The organism is Bythopirellula superficialaquae (genome assembly GCF_059632245.1).
In genome coordinates, this window is the sequence record NZ_CP197426.1 from 3,179,499 (window position 1) to 3,197,567 (window position 18,069).

At 56.6% G+C, this 18,069-nt stretch carries 20 protein-coding genes; 16 read left to right on the plus strand and 4 right to left on the minus strand.

Features of this window, described 5'->3' with window-relative positions:
- Positions 1-67 precede the first annotated feature (67 nt).
- The 3 genes from SH678x_RS12935 to SH678x_RS12945 all read right to left on the minus strand — a co-directional run bounded on the left by SH678x_RS12935 (position 68) and on the right by SH678x_RS12945 (position 3,502).
- Complete coding sequence (locus SH678x_RS12935; protein ID WP_496918871.1) at positions 68-1,213, minus strand: UDP-N-acetylglucosamine--N-acetylmuramyl-(pentapeptide) pyrophosphoryl-undecaprenol N-acetylglucosamine transferase; 1,146 nt, start codon at positions 1,211-1,213, stop codon at positions 68-70.
- Positions 1,214-1,449: 236 nt separating this feature from the next.
- Positions 1,450-1,935, minus strand: a complete 486-nt coding sequence (locus SH678x_RS12940; protein ID WP_496918872.1) for a hypothetical protein — start codon at positions 1,933-1,935, stop codon at positions 1,450-1,452.
- A gap of 61 nt (positions 1,936-1,996) precedes the next feature.
- Entirely contained in the window at positions 1,997-3,502 is a 1,506-nt protein-coding gene (locus SH678x_RS12945; protein WP_496918873.1) for a Mur ligase family protein, read from the minus strand.
- Between the two features lie 331 nt (positions 3,503-3,833).
- Here SH678x_RS12945 and SH678x_RS12950 point away from each other — a divergent pair, with 331 nt between their 5' ends.
- The gene (locus tag SH678x_RS12950) at positions 3,834-4,541 is read left to right on the plus strand and encodes a PTS sugar transporter subunit IIA (RefSeq protein WP_496918874.1); all 708 of its coding nucleotides are present in this window, start codon (positions 3,834-3,836) and stop codon (positions 4,539-4,541) included.
- Between the two features lie 64 nt (positions 4,542-4,605).
- Positions 4,606-5,454, plus strand: coding sequence for a hypothetical protein (locus tag SH678x_RS12955; protein WP_496918875.1), 849 nt, complete (start codon positions 4,606-4,608; stop codon positions 5,452-5,454).
- On the opposite strand, the gene SH678x_RS12960 is transcribed toward SH678x_RS12955, so the two are convergent.
- Positions 5,440-6,183, minus strand: coding sequence for an ImmA/IrrE family metallo-endopeptidase (locus tag SH678x_RS12960; protein ID WP_496918876.1), 744 nt, complete (start codon positions 6,181-6,183; stop codon positions 5,440-5,442). The two genes, SH678x_RS12955 and SH678x_RS12960, sit on opposite strands and share 15 nt — an antisense overlap.
- 184 nt (positions 6,184-6,367) lie before the next feature.
- Between SH678x_RS12960 and rimO the strand changes: the two genes are divergently transcribed.
- The 14 genes from rimO to SH678x_RS13030 all read left to right on the plus strand — a co-directional run bounded on the left by rimO (position 6,368) and on the right by SH678x_RS13030 (position 18,064).
- Positions 6,368-7,765 (plus strand): 30S ribosomal protein S12 methylthiotransferase RimO, encoded by a 1,398-nt coding sequence (gene rimO, locus SH678x_RS12965; RefSeq protein ID WP_496918877.1) that lies wholly within the window; start codon positions 6,368-6,370, stop codon positions 7,763-7,765.
- Between the two features lie 161 nt (positions 7,766-7,926).
- The gene (gene pgsA / locus SH678x_RS12970; protein WP_496918878.1) at positions 7,927-8,556 is read left to right on the plus strand and encodes a CDP-diacylglycerol--glycerol-3-phosphate 3-phosphatidyltransferase; all 630 of its coding nucleotides are present in this window, start codon (positions 7,927-7,929) and stop codon (positions 8,554-8,556) included.
- A 12-nt stretch (positions 8,557-8,568) separates the two neighbouring features.
- Positions 8,569-9,675 (plus strand): CPBP family intramembrane glutamic endopeptidase, encoded by a 1,107-nt coding sequence (locus SH678x_RS12975; protein WP_496918879.1) that lies wholly within the window; start codon positions 8,569-8,571, stop codon positions 9,673-9,675.
- A 105-nt stretch (positions 9,676-9,780) separates the two neighbouring features.
- Positions 9,781-10,914 carry a (E)-4-hydroxy-3-methylbut-2-enyl-diphosphate synthase gene (gene ispG / locus SH678x_RS12980; protein ID WP_496918880.1) on the plus strand — a complete coding sequence of 378 codons (1,134 nt, stop codon included), beginning with the start codon at positions 9,781-9,783 and terminating at the stop codon, positions 10,912-10,914.
- A 46-nt stretch (positions 10,915-10,960) separates the two neighbouring features.
- Positions 10,961-11,293 carry a DUF6883 domain-containing protein gene (locus SH678x_RS12985; protein ID WP_496918881.1) on the plus strand — a complete coding sequence of 111 codons (333 nt, stop codon included), beginning with the start codon at positions 10,961-10,963 and terminating at the stop codon, positions 11,291-11,293.
- A 3-nt stretch (positions 11,294-11,296) separates the two neighbouring features.
- Positions 11,297-11,548, plus strand: coding sequence for a DUF4926 domain-containing protein (locus SH678x_RS12990; protein ID WP_496918882.1), 252 nt, complete (start codon positions 11,297-11,299; stop codon positions 11,546-11,548).
- Between the two features lie 179 nt (positions 11,549-11,727).
- Positions 11,728-12,120 carry a hypothetical protein gene (locus SH678x_RS12995; RefSeq protein ID WP_496918883.1) on the plus strand — a complete coding sequence of 131 codons (393 nt, stop codon included), beginning with the start codon at positions 11,728-11,730 and terminating at the stop codon, positions 12,118-12,120.
- 186 nt (positions 12,121-12,306) lie between these two features.
- Complete coding sequence (locus SH678x_RS13000; protein WP_496918884.1) at positions 12,307-12,891, plus strand: NADPH-dependent FMN reductase; 585 nt, start codon at positions 12,307-12,309, stop codon at positions 12,889-12,891.
- Between the two features lie 224 nt (positions 12,892-13,115).
- On the plus strand, positions 13,116-13,589 hold the full coding sequence (locus tag SH678x_RS13005; RefSeq protein ID WP_496918885.1) for a nucleoside deaminase: 474 nt from the start codon (positions 13,116-13,118) through the stop codon (positions 13,587-13,589).
- 28 nt (positions 13,590-13,617) lie between these two features.
- Complete coding sequence (locus SH678x_RS13010; protein WP_496918886.1) at positions 13,618-14,391, plus strand: AMP nucleosidase; 774 nt, start codon at positions 13,618-13,620, stop codon at positions 14,389-14,391.
- Between the two features lie 115 nt (positions 14,392-14,506).
- A complete protein-coding gene (locus tag SH678x_RS13015; protein WP_496918887.1) occupies positions 14,507-15,520 on the plus strand; it encodes an endonuclease/exonuclease/phosphatase family protein in 1,014 nt (337 codons plus the stop codon).
- 50 nt (positions 15,521-15,570) lie between these two features.
- The gene (gene deoC / locus SH678x_RS13020) at positions 15,571-16,293 is read left to right on the plus strand and encodes a deoxyribose-phosphate aldolase (protein ID WP_496918888.1); all 723 of its coding nucleotides are present in this window, start codon (positions 15,571-15,573) and stop codon (positions 16,291-16,293) included.
- Positions 16,294-16,402: 109 nt separating this feature from the next.
- Entirely contained in the window at positions 16,403-17,236 is an 834-nt protein-coding gene (locus SH678x_RS13025) for a purine-nucleoside phosphorylase (protein WP_496918889.1), read from the plus strand.
- A gap of 3 nt (positions 17,237-17,239) precedes the next feature.
- Entirely contained in the window at positions 17,240-18,064 is an 825-nt protein-coding gene (locus SH678x_RS13030) for a purine-nucleoside phosphorylase (protein ID WP_496918890.1), read from the plus strand.
- The last annotated feature ends 5 nt before the right edge of the window (positions 18,065-18,069 follow it).

Genomic DNA, 18,069 nt, shown 5'->3' on the forward strand with positions numbered 1-18,069 from the left:
CCGGGAAGCAGGACGAAGAAGTTTTCCCCGGATTGCGTTGCAATCCGGCTATGAAGAAAACCGAAGATTACGCCGCGATGTTTTTCTTCGCGCCATACAAAGCTTCGCAGATCGCACTGGCTATCTCGGCCGAAGCAAGAGGACGTGCCAAGCCTCGCATGTTGAGCGCCATCGTCTTACGCAAATTTTCGTCAATCAGGATATGCGTCAGTTCGCGAGCTAGGGCTTTATCGAGCGAACCGACTTGCGACGCCTCATCAATCAAACGGCAAGCCTTCGAGGCGGCGTAAACTTTGGCATTCGCGAGTTGCTGATCTTCGCGTGAAAATGCGTAGGGAACCAACAAAGCGGGCACACCGGCGAGTGCTAATTCCGCGAGCGTCGTGCCACCGGACCGGCAAACAACCAAATCGCTTTCGAACATCACTGAGGCAATTTCATCGATGTACGTCACCGCCAACGCGGGCACGCCCAACTGGCGGTAACGCTGCTCGGTTTCTTGCAATTGGCCTTCACCCGTTTGATGAACGATCTGCCAATCGGTCAAAAGTTCTTGCAGCTGCTTGAGCGCCGCTGGCATCGATTCGTTGAGCGAACGTGCCCCACCGGCACCGCCGAGGATGACCATTCGCTTCTGCCGGAGCGGATTGGGTTCGCGCATGCGTTTTTGCTGCAAGCGATTAAACAGCGCTTCGAACGCTGGCCGGACGGGATTCCCCGTCACTTTCACAGGGGCTTGCACATGGAGATGGGGCTTAGTTTCTTCAAAAGCCACGCACACCATTCGGGCCGCGCGTGCCAGCCAACGGGTGGTGCGGCTCGGCACGGAATTTTGTTCGAGCATGATAAACGGCGTACCGCGTTCGGCGGCGGCTCGCACGACTGAGGTGCTCGTGTGCCCGCCGAGCCCCACGACTAGCGACACATTCTGCTCCCGCAGAATCCATTTCGCGGCGCAGTAACCAGCGATGTTGTCCGTGACAAACCGCAGGGCCTGCATCGGATTTCTCGGCAATGGCTGCGACGGCACGGTCACATATTGATAACCGGAAGTTCGGACAGAATGCTTTTCACGGCAACGGCCAGGACCAGCGAACGAAATCACGGCCTGAGGGATTTGCTGGGCAACGTGGGCTGCCACCGCGATCCCGGGAAAGAGTTGCCCCTGAGCCCCACCGCCGGCAAACATGATATGAGGCGACGACGTGGTCATGATTTGTGATCGCTACGGGTTTCAAGAAAATCCGCTGAGCAACCGGGGCAACGCGACGCGTTACCCCGGTGCCCAGACATAAGCTTCATCGTGAAGCACCTATCAGGCAGCTGACCCAGAAGCTGCCTCGGATAGGCTCTATTGCTCCGACCCCAGGGAGGGCAGTTTGTCAGACCCCGCAATCCAACAAAACTTACGATGAAGCTTCAACAGTTTCCAATAATTTCAATGTTCGCCTAAGCCGCGGCCGACAACGAAAACTGTGCACGATCGTCGAGCAAATCGACGAGCCGGTCACAGCCTTCCTGATCGACGCCCAAGAGCAACACGGTGTCGCCGGGCAACAATCGACAGGCCAACAACTCACAAGCGGCACGACTATCGCGACAAACGACAACATTGGCAAGGTCAAGTCCTGAGTCGCGGGCACCAATGGCCACTTCTCGGCCAGACATGCCGCAGCTCACCAGCACCGACGCGCCACCTTCGGCGACGATGGACTGACCGAGTTGCCGTCCCGCACTGATTTGCGACGTATCGCACAGCACCATGCGACGACCGGTGGCTCTGAATCCTCGCAGTAGCTCCAGGGCCTCGGTCGTTTCCTGATGCGTGACAATATCCGCACAGAGTAGTGATGTACCTTGTGCAACGCGTACTTGCATCGCTTCGCGATGGATACGCAGATGCGTGACTTTGTGTTGTGGTTTTGGCTCTAACATAAGAGTATCAATCCATTCCATGGTCAAACTGGGTCCTATCTTCAAGCGTTGACTGAAAACCTTAGGCAACCAAGCGAAGCATGGGCTGCTTCACTCGGGCATACAATAGATGGCGAGTCAACGCGGCATCGCCCTCTTCTCCGTTTACGGCAAATGTTCCATAAGCTCGCTGCGGCTCCCACCGACAGCCAGCAATCACAACTACGTCACCAGGTTGGGCCAGACCCACCGCACAAGCGATGGCTTCTGCCCGATCGGTCACGATTTCTACGGTCGCGCGTTGTTCGCTATCGCCGACACCCACTTCCTCTTCGGGAAAGGGGCGGGCCACAATAGCGATGTCGGCCAAACGGCTCACCACATGAGCCACGGCCAATTGTTCTGTATAGGTTGCTTGCCCAGGATCACCCAACACGCACACCACGCGGCCGGTGCATAACTGCCGAGCGGTTCGCAAGCTCGCCCGCAGCGACTCGGCGGTGTTGGCGGCATCGACATACACGGGAAATCCTTGCCCGCAGTCGACACGTTCCATCCGGCCTGGAAGATTCTCAACCGCTTCAATTCCCGCGGCGATCAACTGCAAGTCGATGCCGTATGTCAAAGCGATAGCCGCCGCAGCCAAACAATTCGAAATATGATGCTCACCAATCATTGTGGTCCGCATCGCAGCGGACTGGCTGCCGGCCGAGATCATGAAAACTTGTTCGTTGGAATGCTGTTCGATCAGGTACGCTGAAACTTCAGCTTGACCTTTCGTGCCGTAGGTCAGCACGGGTCCGTCGACGTGATTGAGCCACTTGATGCTCACGGGATCGTCGGCATTGAACACCGCCACGCCCGCCGGATCGAGTGATTCAAGAATCCGTCGTTTGAGATTACGATAACTTTGCACCGAGTTGTGCAAATCGAGGTGGGCGTCCGACACGTTCGTAATACACACCGCATCAAACGCGACACCGGCAAAAGCGGATTGAGCAATCGCTTCGCTCGAAACTTCCATCAAAGCGTGCGTGCAACCCGCGGCAACCATCCGCTCCATCCGTGAAGCCAATTCAGGAGCCGAGGGAATTTCAATACCTGCGCTGTGCGACATGCCGTCGTAGCAGCCGACGCCGCTGATCTTGCCGCAATGCTTGCCGGCCATCGCGAAGATCGAATCCAACAAAGCGATAACCGTCGACTTGCCGTGGGTGCCGGTCACGGCGATCACGGGCAAAGTCACGTGAGGATTGCCCGACAAGGCTTGGCAAAGCTTGCCGTAAGCCACGCGGCTATCTGCCACGATATAGGTGGGCACGTCGAACACGGGAACCGGCTCTTCGCAAACAATCGCGATCGCGCCCCGTTCGACGGCTTGTTGAACGTAGGGGTGGCCGTCTTCTTCGTTGCCGAGTCGTTCGGAAAGGGCTACGAAAACGTCGCCAGCTTGAACTTCACGCCAATCGCTCGTGCAAGTCGTGGCGAGAATGGACTGAGAACCAGTACGGGTGGCGTCGGCAAACAACCGCTCCAGTGAAACACTACCGTGCAAATCGGCGGCGCAAGTTTTTGTCGCGTGCATCATGCCAGGCCTCCTTGCCTGGGAGCCGACACCACTACCAATGCGGGGGGAGCGGTGTCTGCCGTGACGGCTCGTGCGAAGAAATCCGTTTCTCCGCTTTTGCCCTCGAGTGGTGAAGAATCTCTGGGAAGGCTCTTCTGCGAGGGCGAGCCGGATTGTGTTCATTTGCGAAAATGTGTCAAGGCGACTTGCACGAGATTCAAAATCAACACGCTATCAGCTTAATCCTGCTGGTTTGCCGTAGACTTTGTCCCCCGCTTGCGCTGACAATGCAGCTAGCGTTAGCCGGTATCGTGCCGATGCCGCGTCCAAATTCTCAAACATTTTGCTAACAATGGCTGAAGAAGATTTCGACGTCGCCGCGTTGGCTGCTTATCTACATATGCTGCCTACGCAAATCTCCAAACTCGCCGATCGCGGTAAGATTCCCGCGCGACGTGTGGGTGGCGATTGGCGCTTTTCGCGAGCCGAGGTTCACCATTGGCTCGAAGATCGTATTGGCCTCTCCGACGATGGCGAGCTCGCTCAACTTGAAACCAGCCTCGAACGCGCCGATAAATTGGCCGAAGGCGATCTTTCGATTTCGGCATTGCTGCCCGTGGAAGCGATTGCCATCCCCTTAGGGGCACGCACTCGCAACAGTGTGATTACCGATATGGCCCAATTCGCGGCCAACACGGGTTTGTTGTGGGACGCCGCTAAGATGGCCGAAGCGGTGACCGCGCGTGAAGCGATGCACCCTACGGCGCTCGACATTGGCGTGGCGCTCATGCACCCCCGCCGACCGCAAATTTCAATCCTTAGCGAGGCCGTGATTGCACTGGGGATCACCAGCCAAGGCATTCCCTTCGGCGGATCCAGCGGTCTGACCGACGTTTTTTTCCTAATCTGTTCCACGAACGATCACGAACATTTGCGCATCCTGGCCCGTTTGAGCCGCATGATCACCGACCCCGATTGGCTGTTCGCATTGCGCGATGCCCCCGATGCAATCGCCGCCCACGATTTAGTCGCCCAACGCGACAGCGAACTCAATGACTAACGCGTCTCATCCCCCTCTCCGGTACTCCGGGAGGGGCTAGGGGAGGGCAACAGGCCTAAGAATAATGTTGTCCACTCCAACCATAGCCGAATCACGACACGTAACTTGCTTAGGTACTTCCACAACCACCATCCTCGCCATCGGCAATTGGAGCCACGGCGAGTTCGCCCTTTGTGTTTCACAAATCAAAGGAGCCAACGACTGGCTGTTTGCCGAAGACTCCAACTCCGCCTGCAAAATCCTAGCGGGCGATCAATTCCAGCCGCAGCTGATCCTGCTCGCGCAACCCTTGCCTGGTAGCATCCAACAACGCGAGATCGAACAACTCCGCCGCCTTGCTCCGCTAGCGAAGATCGTTGTCGTCGCCGGTAGTTGGTGCGAAGGGGAACTTCGCACGGGAGTGCCTCTTACCGGCGTGCTGCGTCTGTATTGGTATGAATTTCTCTCCTGGTGGCCACGGCAACTTGAAAATAACGCAGCTTGTTTACCGAGTTTAGATGGCCCGCTGACGCCAAGGGATTTCGCGGTCGATTGGGATTGCGAGTTGGATGCAATCGCCGCCGTGCATTCACCCTCGCTCGCCAGCTTTGAAACTATCGCCGCGACTTTAGAGCATCACGGCATCGACTGCGTTTGGTCTCGTGAAACTTCGCAAATCCCCGTCGACGCAAATCTCGGTCTGTGGGACGGTGGTCAGCTCGATCCACCAGAACTGGCCCAGTTGCAAACCTTCGCCAGCACGATTCAACAAGCCGGTGGCAACATGATCGTGCTGCTCGACTTCCCCCGCAAAGAAAATTTCACCCAGCTCCGCGCGATGGGCATTCACACAATCCTCGGCAAGCCCTACATCATCAACGAACTCCTCGCCGCTTGCGGCTTAGCGCTCCAAACAACATCACCAATCTTCTAATGCCGTCCGCAAAATCTCGCGTTTCCAATCGGGCTCATGCACGGGCCAACACCGCACGTCGCGCAAACCCTCGGGCAAGTCCTGACAATCATATTGCGCTGGCTCGCCTTGTTTGTGAGCCACCTGCCAGGTGCTCAATTCCGCTGGCACCATCGCCGGTGACCGCCGCAGCACGTTACTCTTTCGCCAAACCAGCTTCCCTTGATCGAACAACGAAATAATCACACTGGGCGACATCGAGAGCATCCGCCGCGCGATCAGTTCGTGGCTGGCCGTCGTGTAAATCTGCTTGAGCTCACACAGATCCCAATCAACGGCAAAACCATCCGCGCGAAACCACTCGAACGGCAACAACAGGGCGTTCGCCAAATGATTGGCCATCTGCTCGCGTTCCGCCGCGACGAGATCGGTCGGATCGATTCCCAATTCCGAGAACACCTGATGCGCGGCGTATTCGCCAATCTCGTGAGCGACCGCCCACTGCCGCCGTTCAGGCCGGGGATCATCGGCGAGCAAAATTGTCCCTCGCCCCGCGCGATTGGGGAGCCCGACGCGGATAAAGCGTGCCCGCACAGCGGCTTGATCGTCGCGCGCGATGACCAATTTCAGCCGCTCCGCGATAAGCATCGCATCGATCGGTGGGCGGTCGATCCCCGCCCCGGCCAGCAATTCCTGGGCACAATCGTTGATCGTTTCCTTCAGTTGTTCGACGGGAATCTCGGTCAGCATGATCGCCCTCCGCAAACCATTTTGTGTACATATGTATAGTACGCGAGTTTGGCGATTTGGCAAGCCTTAGGGCCTAGGATCGCGGCTGCCGCGGCTATTCCCAATCTGTTCCAAGAGGTATGATGGGGGATTGTCTGCCCCGTTCAGACGTGAACAGGGGGCGAGCCAACTCCAGGGACGTTTAGTGACCACAACATATAGTACCGACTACGATACGAAGACGGACCGCACAGGCCCCAAGGGTCGTTATGCCTTCATTAGCCTCGGCTGTCCCAAAAATTTGGTCGACAGCGAGCGAATGCTGGGCATGCTGCAGCTCGACGGCTATCAACTGGTCAACGATCCCCAGGGGGCCGACTTTGCGATCGTGAACACCTGCGGCTTCATCGAGCAAGCTCGCCAGGAGTCGTTCGGTGCGATCGATGAAATGCTTGAGCTCAAACGCCAGGGCAAACTCCGTGGCGTGATCGTTTCGGGGTGCCTCGCCGAGCGTCAAAAGGAATCACTCCTGGTCGACCGCCCCGGGATCGACCAGCTCGTCGGCGTGTTCGGTCGCGAAGAAGTCACTAAAGTTGCCGACCGGCTGATCGGTGGGCTCGCCGAACAGCGGAGCGTTTTTCAACCGGCCCCCACGCACACGCTCCCCGATAATCAGCGATTGCGGATCACCCCCAAGCATTTCGCCTTTCTGAAAATCAGTGAAGGCTGCGACCGGCTCTGCACGTTCTGCGCGATTCCTAAGATGCGCGGCAAGCATGTCACCAAACCGATTGAAACCGTCATCGCCGAAGCCAAAGAACTTGCCGCCGATGGCGTGCGTGAGCTGGTCGTCGTCGCTCAAGACACGACCTATTACGGCCTCGATCTGTACGGCGAAACTCGGCTGCCGGAATTGCTAAGACAATTGGAACAAGTCGAAGGTCTCGAGTGGATTCGGCTGATGTACTTGTATCCGATGTATTTCAGCGACGAACTGATCGACGTAATCGCGGCCAGCAAAAAGATCGTGCCGTATCTCGACATGCCGTTGCAACACGCGAGCGACTTCATGCTCCGCCGTATGCAACGCCGCGTCACGCGGAGCGAAACCGAAACTTTGCTCGGCAAGCTGCGTGCTGCGATTCCGAATCTCGTCATGCGGACCACGATGATCACCGGTTTCCCTGGCGAGACTGAAGAACATGTCGCGGAACTGGAAGAGTTCATCCGCACGCAAAAATTTGAGCGGCTGGGTGTGTTTACTTATTCGTTCGAGCCCGACACCCCCGCGGCGAAACTTCCCGACCATCTTCCCGAAGAAGTAAAGGCCGCGCGTCGGGATCATCTGATGGGCGTGCAGCAAGAAGTTGCGTTCCAGTGGAACGAGAGCCAAATCGGTCGGCAGGTGGATGTGATCCTCGATTCGCAAGTCCCCGGCGAGACCAACGCCTGGATCGGCCGCAGCCACGCCGATGCCCCCGACGTCGACGGCATTATCTATGTTTCCGGCGAAGGCCTTGCCGCGGGGAAGATTGTCCCCTGCGAAATTGTCGCCCGGCAGGAATACGATCTCATCGGGGTGGCGATTGGTGAGCCGAGGTAGCTGACCATCAGTCAAGAGCTAAGAGACAAGAGTCCAGAGCCAATCAGCCTGGCTCTGGACTCTTGTCTCTCGACTCTCAGCACATTCACAATAGACCATTCTCGAAACTTCAATTAAGCTAATATCAGCGTCGATTAGCGTCCCTCCGCGGTTGATTTCTTATGTCTGAATCCACGGTCACCAACCCGTCCACCACCGTGTGGAACTTTCCCAACCAGCTCACGCTGGCGCGGATCGTGTTGGCGTTGGCGCTCTTCGTATTTTTGCCGCTGGGTTGGTACAAAACTTCGCTCGCTTTGTTCGTCGTGACGGTCGGCACCGATTGGCTCGACGGCTACTGGGCGCGCAAATATCAGCAGATCACACAATTCGGCCGCGTGGTCGATCCGTTCGCCGACAAGTTGCTCATCTGCGGCGTCTTCATTTTGCTCGCGGCCATTCCACCCCTGACCAACGGAGTTTGGCCATCGGGCATTGCTGCTTGGATGGCGGTCGTCGTGACGGGCCGCGAATTGCTTGTGACCGCGCTACGAACTTTTGTCGAACAGCATGGCGGCGACTTCTCGGCCAAGTGGGTCGGCAAATGGAAGATGGCCCTGCAATGCTTGGCTGCCGGTTGGAGCATGGTGCATCTCACTTACGTCGATCAGGCCACGAACACTTGGCGAGTTGTTCCTCCCACGTGGATGACGCAGGGCCTCACCGCCGTGGCCTGGGCGATGGTGCTGCTCACGCTCTATTCCGGCGTGAGCTACGTCCGCTCCGCAGTGAAAAAATTTAGCGCCAACTGATGCGATACGAACATGCCTGTTGAAACCAGCTTCGCATCGCAGGTGTTCATCATCGGCACCTATCTGTCGAGCCTCGCGGCCTTGTTCTTCCTGTTTCAGCGTCACATTTTTGGCATGCGGCTGCTGGCCTACGAACCCCGCTACCGTGTTCCCTGGGGATTAAGTGTTGCGCTGTTGGCATTGCTTTTTCCACTACTGGGGATTGTCAGCGCGTTCTTGCAGGTCGATTCTCCGAAAAGTCCCCAGACCGTTGTTGAGCAACACACGCCGGAAATTGTCGAAGAAGTTGAAGCGGCAGTTTCTGACGGCGTGAATTCTGACGACGCAAACGACGACGACCATTCAAACTTTGTGATCAACGCCCTGGTGTCAACCACACTGATGCTGTTCTTTGTGGTGGCTATCGCGCTCCTCCTACGCTCCACGGTCAATGCGAATAGTAGCGATCTTGGCGTGCCGCAAAACAAAGAAGAATGGTTGCATGGCGCCAAAGCCGGCGTCGTGGCGGCCTTGGCTTCGATTCTGCCCGTCTTTCTTATTCAACTGTTTTTGATTCTTGCCTTGCAACCCGAGACCGAGCATCCGCTCATTGAGGAGCTAAAGCAAACGCATACCCCCGCGATGATGTTGATGGGCATGGTGATGGTCGTCGTCGCGGCTCCCATTTGCGAGGAATTCACGTTTCGTTTGTTGTTTCAGGGTTGGCTCGAAAAATTTGAAGACGAGTTGATGGGCTTCACCGCCACGGAACGACCACAACCGATTGAAGTTGAAGGCGACAACGCACTTTCGGAAGAGGACGAGGTAACCTCTGATCCACTCGATGATGACGACGAAGAGCCCAACGTCCTTCCGCTGCCGCTCACTCCGCAACCGATGCAACTCCCGCGGGAAGGCTTGCTCCCCGGCGTGCCGCACGGTTGGTTGCCAATTCTCTCCAGCGGCACGATTTTCGGCATCGCCCACGTGGGCCACGGCGTGTCCCCCGTTCCGCTGGTTTTATTCGGAATCGTGCTGGGCTACTTGTATCAGCGCACGCATCGCCTGGTCGCGCCAATCGTCGCCCACGCCGTATTCAATTCCTATTCGATGATTCTGTTATGGCTCAGCCTCGGCTAGCCAATAGCCGGGTCGCTACGCGGGCCGGGGCTCGGGATGACACACCGACCGTGTCTTTCCTATAATTCCCCATAACATCCCATTCCCAAGTCAGAGCACACGGCCTTGAATATCACCCGCAATCCCACCCGCTCGGTTCGCATCGGCACAACCGCCATCGGCGGCACGCACCCGATCGCCGTGCAAAGCATGACCGCCACGCACACGCAGAACATCGACGCCACGGTCGCGCAAGTGAACGCCCTGTATGAAGCCGGGGCCGACGTCGTACGGATCGCCGTCGATAATCAGCAAGATGCCGCCGCGCTCGCCGAAATTCGTCGCCAGACAAAGGCCAACCTCTCGGTCGACCTGCAAGAAAATTATCGCCTCGCCGAGTTGGTTGCCCCGCACGTCGACAAAGTTCGCTACAACCCGGGCCACCTTTATCATCACGAGCGCACCAAGCCGTGGCAGGAAAAAGTGAAATATCTCGCTGGGGTAGCCACCGACAACGATTGTGCCATCCGCGTCGGCGTCAATTGCGGCAGCGTCGATCCCGACAAACGCAATCAATATCCCGAAGATGATTCGATCAGCCCGATGCTCGATAGCGCGCTCGAGCATTGCCGGCATCTCGATGAGTTGGGTTTTACACGTTACTGTGTATCGCTCAAGGATTCCGATCCCAACAAGGTGATCGAGGTGAATCGCCGCTTTGCCGAAGTCCGTCCCGACGTGCCACTGCATCTGGGCGTGACCGAAGCCGGCATGCCCCCCGACGGCATCATCAAAACCCGCATCGCGTTCGAGCAACTCATCAGCCGCGGCATCGGCGACACAATTCGTGTGTCGCTCACCGTTTCCAATCCGCGCAAGCCCGAGGAAATCGCCGCAGGACGACAAATCCTAGCCGACATCGCCGCCGGGCGTGTCCGCTCGTTCGTCGATTATGGCCTCGACACGCTCAACATCATCAGCTGCCCCAGCTGTTCGCGGGTTGAGAACGAAGCGTTCATCGAACTCGCCGAACAGGTGAAGGAAATGACCCGCTACGCTGCGGAAAAGGCGATCACGATTGCCGTGATGGGCTGCCGCGTGAACGGCCCCGGCGAAACCGACGACGCCGACCTCGGCCTGTGGTGCGGCCCGCATTACGTCAACCTCAAACGCCGCAGCGAATCGCTAGGGCAATACCCTTACAACGAGATTTTGCCAAAGCTGAAGCAGGAACTGGATGCGCTGATCGCGGTGAGGTAAAACAGAACCCTAAAAAACTTGCACATTCGCAGAGTGACGATTAGCAATGAATCTTCCTAACGCGAACTCGGCGACTATTCCAGATGAGAAAATTATCTTTTACCTTCTGAACATTACGCATCGTCGTGGTGGCAGCAAAGCCAAGCTTCTCAACGCACTTGGCTATGATGTTCGTAGTTGGCAAGTGCTTGCAAACGATATTCTCCAACAGCACTTAGCGGCAGAGGTTGTCGAAAGCCGTGATAGCATATGGGGGAAACGCTACGAGATCGTGGCACCTTTGACAGGTCCTTCGGGTGATACCGTCATGTTCCGCAGCATCTGGCAAATCGATCTTGGCACGGACTACCCCCGATTGATTACAATGTATCCGGAGTAACTTATGTCTGATTTCGAACTTTACAAAGATGTGATTCTAACTGCGGACTTGCCGGGAGAAGGTCTACGCTCCGGTGATATCGGCACGGTCGTTGAGCGGCATGAAGTCAAAGGTGTTGATACGGTCGGCTACAGTGTTGAATTCTTTGACATGACTGGACACACGGTTGCGGTTGCCACAGTCCCCGCCGATCAACTTCGCTTGCCGACCTCAGCTGATCGTCCCAGTGTTCGAGCTATGTCGAACACGGAGTAAGTGCTTAGATTCGTAGACCGGAACGAGTTGCACGAAGTTCCGGCAATTCTGAGTGTTTACTAAACCCTGCCGGAACTGCGCCGAGCTTGTTCACGGCCTACAAAAAATCCTATCTACTTACTTTCCGCGCTAATGGTATTCTGACTCTACCATTTCACCCCTAGCCGGAGACTCTCCCCATGCACCGTACCTGCACATTGTTCCTCTTTCTCGCTTGCCTTCTCACCCTCTCCCCCGCCCTTGCCGCGGAGAAGTCTGCTGAGAAAACCATCACCGTCCCCCAAGAGGGCGTTACCAAGTTCACCGTCACCGGCAAGGCGCCCTTGTTTCGTCTCACGGCGTCGACAATCTCCGGCGGGTCGATTGCTGCCCCCAAAATCACTGGCAAAGCGAAACTGCTTGATTCCTATTCTGTGATCCACGTCGGCGAAGGGGGGCCTTTGATCGGCGCACATCAGAAGGAGTTTGTCTTTCAAGCCACGGGCATAGGGACGGTCACGATTGAGTTCAAGAAGACCTATCCTACGCAGCCTGAGCCGGAAATTGAGACTTATACGGTGACGGTGAAGTAGTGGTGAGTTGCGAGCTACGAGTTGCGAGTAGCGAGAGTCAAAATTAAAACACCTGAGGCTACCGCCTGCGGCTACTAAAGAAATTCTCTCTCCGTGAACTCCGTGTCTCCGTGGTAAAAATTAGTCACTGGGCCAAGCTGCGTGGATTTTGCTACAATACGCTCTCACACACTTGGAGAGTCAAACATGTCGCAAAAAGTTCCTCGCATCTTGGCCTTTGCCGGTAGCGCCCGTAAAGATTCTTACAACAAAAAACTCGTGAAGATCGCGGCCGATGCTGCCCGGGTGGCTGGTGCCGAAGTGACGCTGATCGATCTGGCCGATTATCCGCTGCCGATCATGGACGAGGACTTAGAAAAAGAGGGCTACCCGGAGAATGCCCTCAAGCTGCGTCAACTTTTTCTTGCCAACGATGGGCTCATAATCTCTTGCCCGGAATACAACAGTTCGATCACACCCATGTTAAAGAACGTGATCGACTGGGTGTCGCGTCCCCAACCGGACGAACCACGCTTGGCGGCTTACATCGATAAGGTGGCCGTATTGATGGCGGCATCCCCCGGCACGCTCGGCGGCTTGCGTGGCTTGGTTCACGTGCGTGCGATCCTGGGGAACATCGGAGTGCTTGTGTTACCCGATCAACGCGCCGTCCCCAACGCTCATCAGGAATTCACTGACGATGGCCAACTACGTGACGAACCGTTGCTTAAGGGCGTTCAAGGCCTAGGGGAATCGCTGGTGAAAATGCTTAAGCGTTTGGGCGAAGCTTAAGGCTGTGGTGGATTCTGCGTAGGCCCCGCATCCAAGCGGATTGACGCTAGGCGTTAGCTAGCTTTTTCTGGTATTCTAGTAGCAGCTAGAATTTTATTGGATGACCGTGCTGAGTCTGGGTGCCATTGCTGGCTTGCCCAGCAGTGTCTTCGCAGCACGGGTGGGCAAGCCACCCGTGGCACCCGGTATGGTTTGTTCACCACATTCAGTCTGAGGTGTAGCGAATGATCGATCCCGCCGAACTCATGCAAATGGCCATCGAAACCTGCCGTGAAGGGATTGCCCACGGCCAAAGCCCGTTTGGTTGTGCCATTGCCATCGGTGACCAAGTGATCTCCCGCGCCCACAACACCGTGGTCCTCACCACCGACATCACGGCCCACGCCGAAGTGAACGCGATCCGCGTCGGTTGCAAGACGATTGAGAACATCTTCCTTACCGACGCGGTTGTCGCGACCACCTGCGAGCCCTGCCCCATGTGCATGGCGGCGTTACATTGGGCCCGCGTGGGTACCGTTTACTACGGTGCGTCGATTGCCGATGCCGACACGGCCGGGTTCAACGAACTGCAACTCCCCGCCGCGGAATTGCTGCGGATCGGCAAGAGCGAGGTGAAGTTGATTAGTGGGTTGCTGACCGAAGAATGTTGTGAGTTGTTTGACTTGTGGAAGGCCAATCCCAGCAAGGTCGCGTACTGAAGTTTAATGAGAAAGGATTGCGGCGACGATGGTTACCAAATTGGATCTGACGAGAGACTGGCTCCCGCGCTACACGGGCATGCCGCTCGAAAAATTTGGGCCTTACGTGCTGCTCACGAACTTCCGCAATTACGTCAGCAAATTTGCCAAGAAATTTGATTGCGAAGTCCACGGCGAGGATCGCCCCATGCAGGCGGCAACCAACAGCGAAGGGCTGACGATCATCAACTTCGGCATCGGCTCGCCGAACGCCGCGACGATCATGGACTTGCTCACGGCCTATCATCCCCAAGCAGTATTGTTCTTGGGAAAGTGTGGCGGGCTCAAAAGTTCCACCGAAATCGGCAATTTCATTTTGCCAATCGGCGCGATTCGTGGTGAAGGAACCTCCGACGACTACTTGCCAACGAAAGTCCCCGCGCTCCCGTCGTTTAAGCTGCATAAGTTTGTGTCCGATAAACTCGTTTCGCGCAATCTCGGTTACCGCACCGGTGTGATCTACACCACCAACCGCCGCGTGTGGGAGCATGACGACGAATTCAAGGAACGGCTCAAGGACTACACGCCGATCGCGATTGATATGGAAGTCGCCACGCTGTTTATCGTGGGGCATAAGAACGAAATCGCCCGCGGCGCTCTGCTGTTGGTGTCGGATCTCCCCATGACCGAGCACGGCATCAAAACCCAAGCCAGCGATAAGCACGTCGACACGAATTGGTCGGACGTGCATCTGGAGATCGGCATCGAATCGCTCACCGAGATCGGCGAAAAGGGTGAAGAAATCAAGCACTTCCGTTATTAGTTTGCCTTTCGTTCTTCCACATCGCTCGTGGAATCCCCCAGGCAATTCGGTTACGATTGAGCCTGCTCTTAGCCGCGTTAACTCTGCGCGGCTTCATCATACTGGAAGGCTTGCTATGCGAAATTGTCTGATTGCGTTTGCAATACTGTTATCGAGTTATCTTCCAGCGCAAGCGGAGACGCCATTCCGCATTATGACGTTCAACGCCGAGATCCTCACGGCCCCCGGCGAGCGCGGCGGCGAGATCGAAAAGTATCGCGGCGACGTTGCTCGCGAAGAGCAGTTCGAGCAAATCGCCGCGGTGATCGAAGGTCTCAACCCCGACGTGCTAAACCTCGTGGAAGTCGTTTCCAAACAAGGGGTCGATAAGCTCGTCGAGATCTTGCATGAGAAAGGACTCACCGATTATCGCGGTTATCACATCGACGGGTTCGACAACTATTCCAAGTTAGACGTTGCGCTGATTAGCCGCATCGAACCCGAAACCATCGACGGACAGCAAATTCGTTTATTCCATTCCCCGGAGAGCGATCCCACGTGGCGCCAGAGCTTTCAAGCCCCTGGTCGCGACGGCAAGCCATTCAATGCGAATGCCTCGCTGCAACGCCACGCCGTTTATATGATGGACGTTGGTGGCCACAAGCTGGGCTTTCTCGGCTTGCATCTCAAATCGAATCCCAGCGACGCTTATTCCAACGCCCAGCGGACGGCGCAAACTGAAATTGCTCGCCGCATTTTGCGTTCGCAAATCACCGGTAAGGGATATCAGCCCATCGTGCTGGGGGACATCAACGATTTCGATCCCGACGTGCCCGATCAGGATGACAATCAGGACACCGTCACCAAGGTGATCAAGAATCTCAAGGACTTTGATCCTGAAAAGCCGGGGCCAGAATTGGAGAATGTCGCGAAGCTGATGCCCCGCAAGCAGGATCGATTCACCTGTTTTTGGGATCGCAACGAAAACGGCGTGAAAGACCCCTACGACGTTTTCTCGATGCTCGATCACATCTTTCTCCCCACCGAAATGATGCCCTACGTGAAGCGGGCATTCATTTTCCACGGCGTGCCGCTCACGGCTTCGGATCACTATCCCGTGGTGGTCGACTTGGTGCTGCCCGACCGATAAGATGGAGCGGTCAAATTTGTTGAGTTCGTGAATCTGTGAGTAGGTAGTTTATGAGTCAATCAGTTGTCGCACTTATCGATCATGCCGTTTTGAGCCCAACGAAAACCGACGCCGATTTGCGCGACGCCTGTGCAATGTGCGTCAAAGTCGGCACAGCCAGCGTCTGCGTGAAGCCTGCGATGATTCCCTTGACGGCGGAGTTGCTCGCGGGCTCAAGCGTTGTGCCGAGCACCGTTATCGGTTTTCCGCATGGCGGGACAACCACTGGCACAAAGGTCCGCGAAACGGAAATCGCCTGCCGCGAGGGGGCCAAAGAAGTCGACATGGTCGTCAACATCGGCCGCGTGATTCAGCAAGATTGGGGCTATGTGGCTGACGACATTCGTGCGGTCGTCGAAGCCGCACAGGCCGGCGGCGCGATCACGAAGGTGATTTTCGAGACGGGCCTAATTCCCAACGACGACCTCAAGATTCGTCTGTGCCAGATTTGCGAAGAAGCCGGCGCGGCATTTGTGAAGACCAGCACCGGCTTTGGGTACGTCAAAGGTGCCGACGGCGCGATGCAGGCTACAGGAGCTACGGAGCATGACATCAAACTCATGCGCGCCAACGTAAGCGAGAAAGTCCAAGTAAAAGCGTCGGGTGGTATTCGTAACTATGCCGATGCGCTGAAATTCGTTCAGCTTGGGGTAACGCGCCTCGGCACGAGCGGCACGCAAGCCATCTGGCAAGGCGAACAAGGCCAGCACGCCGAAAACACCGCTGCTTATTAATTTTTTGAACCACGAATTTTACGAATAGCACGAATGAGGAATATTCGAAGCAGTATTTCCTGATTCGTGCAATTCGTTCTATTCGTGGTTATTCAGTTTGGAAGAAAATATGCTAGAGCTTTACGATCAAATCCAAACGGCGGCTGCCGCGATTCGTCAACAATGGGATCACACGCCGCGCGCGGGAATTATCCTCGGCACGGGCCTTGGTGGTTTCGCTGAGCGGATCGAATCGCCCGTTGCGATCGACTACGAGAACATCCCCAACTTCCCACGCTCCACCGCGACGAGCCATCGTGGCCGCCTCGTGTGTGGGATGCTCGAAGGAGTACCGATCATGGCGATGGAAGGCCGCTTCCATCAGTACGAAGGCTATCCGCTCAAGCAAATCACGTTGCCGGTCCGAGTGATGAAGGCCATGGGAGCCGATCTGCTGATCGTCACTCAAGCCGTGGGGGGCATGAACCCACATTATGTTCCTGGCGACGTGATGATCATCGACGATCACATCAATCTGATGGGCGACAACCCGCTGGTCGGAATCAACGACGACCGGCTCGGCCCGCGTTTTCCTGACATGAGCGCGCCTTACACGCCCGAGTTGATTGCCGTGGGGCAGGAAGTCTCGCGCAAGGGCAACTTCCCCGTCCAGCGCGGCGTGATGGTGGCCGTCACCGGCCCCAACTTGGAAACCCGTGCCGAGTATCGTTTCCTGCGTGCGATGGGCGCCGATGTCGTTGGTATGTCGACCGTGCCCGAAGTCGTTGTCGCGGTGCATAGCGGCATGCGTGTCTTTGGTCTCTCGGTGGTTACCGACATGTGTTTCCCCGATTCGCTCAAGCCGGCCGACATTAACGAAATTATCGCGTTCGCCAATTCCGCTGAGCCCAAATTGCGGGCTCTCGTTTTAGGCATTCTCTCGCACGAGAAAGCGCGAGGCTAACCGATGCTGCACGTTGCTGAACAAATCAACGCCGCGACGAAAGCCGTCCGTGAGCGCTGGTCCGTCACTCCCGCCGCAGGCATCATCCTGGGCTCAGGCCTCGGAGGGCTCGTTGAAGAAATTTCCGTTGAGGGAACCATCGATTACGGTGACATTCCTCACTTTGTGAAGAGCACCGCGATTGGCCACAAGGGCCAACTGGTTTGCGGTCGGCTCGAGGATGTACCCGTCATTGCGTTTCAGGGTCGCTTCCATTTGTATGAAGGTTACTCGGCGGAACAAGCAGCACTGCCCACGCGATTGACGAAAGCCCTGGGCGCTAACGCGCTCGTGGTTTCCAACGCCGCCGGGGGATTGAATCCGCATTATGTTGTGGGCGATGTGATGGTCATCGAAGATCATATCAATCTGATGTTCGCCAATCCGCTCATCGGGGTAAACGACGACCAACTCGGCCCGCGCTTCCCGGATATGTCGAGCCCCTACGATCGTGAATTCATGGAAACCGCGGCTCGCGTGGCGCGGCGTGAAGATTTCGTGCTGCATCGCGGCGTGTATGTCGCGATGAAAGGTCCCACTTACGAAACCCGCGCGGAGTATCGCATGGCCCGCCGCTTGGGTGGCGACGTCGCGGGCATGTCGACCGTCCCCGAAGTGATCGCCGCGCGGCATGCCGATATGCGTGTCTTTGGTTTGTCGACAATCACGAACGTCGGTTCCCCCGATGCCCCCGTGGGAACGACCGGTCACGACGTCATCAATGCCGCTCAATCGGCCTCGTCGAAACTTAACAAACTCGTGCGAGGCGTGGTCGCCACTCTTCGCTAACTCAG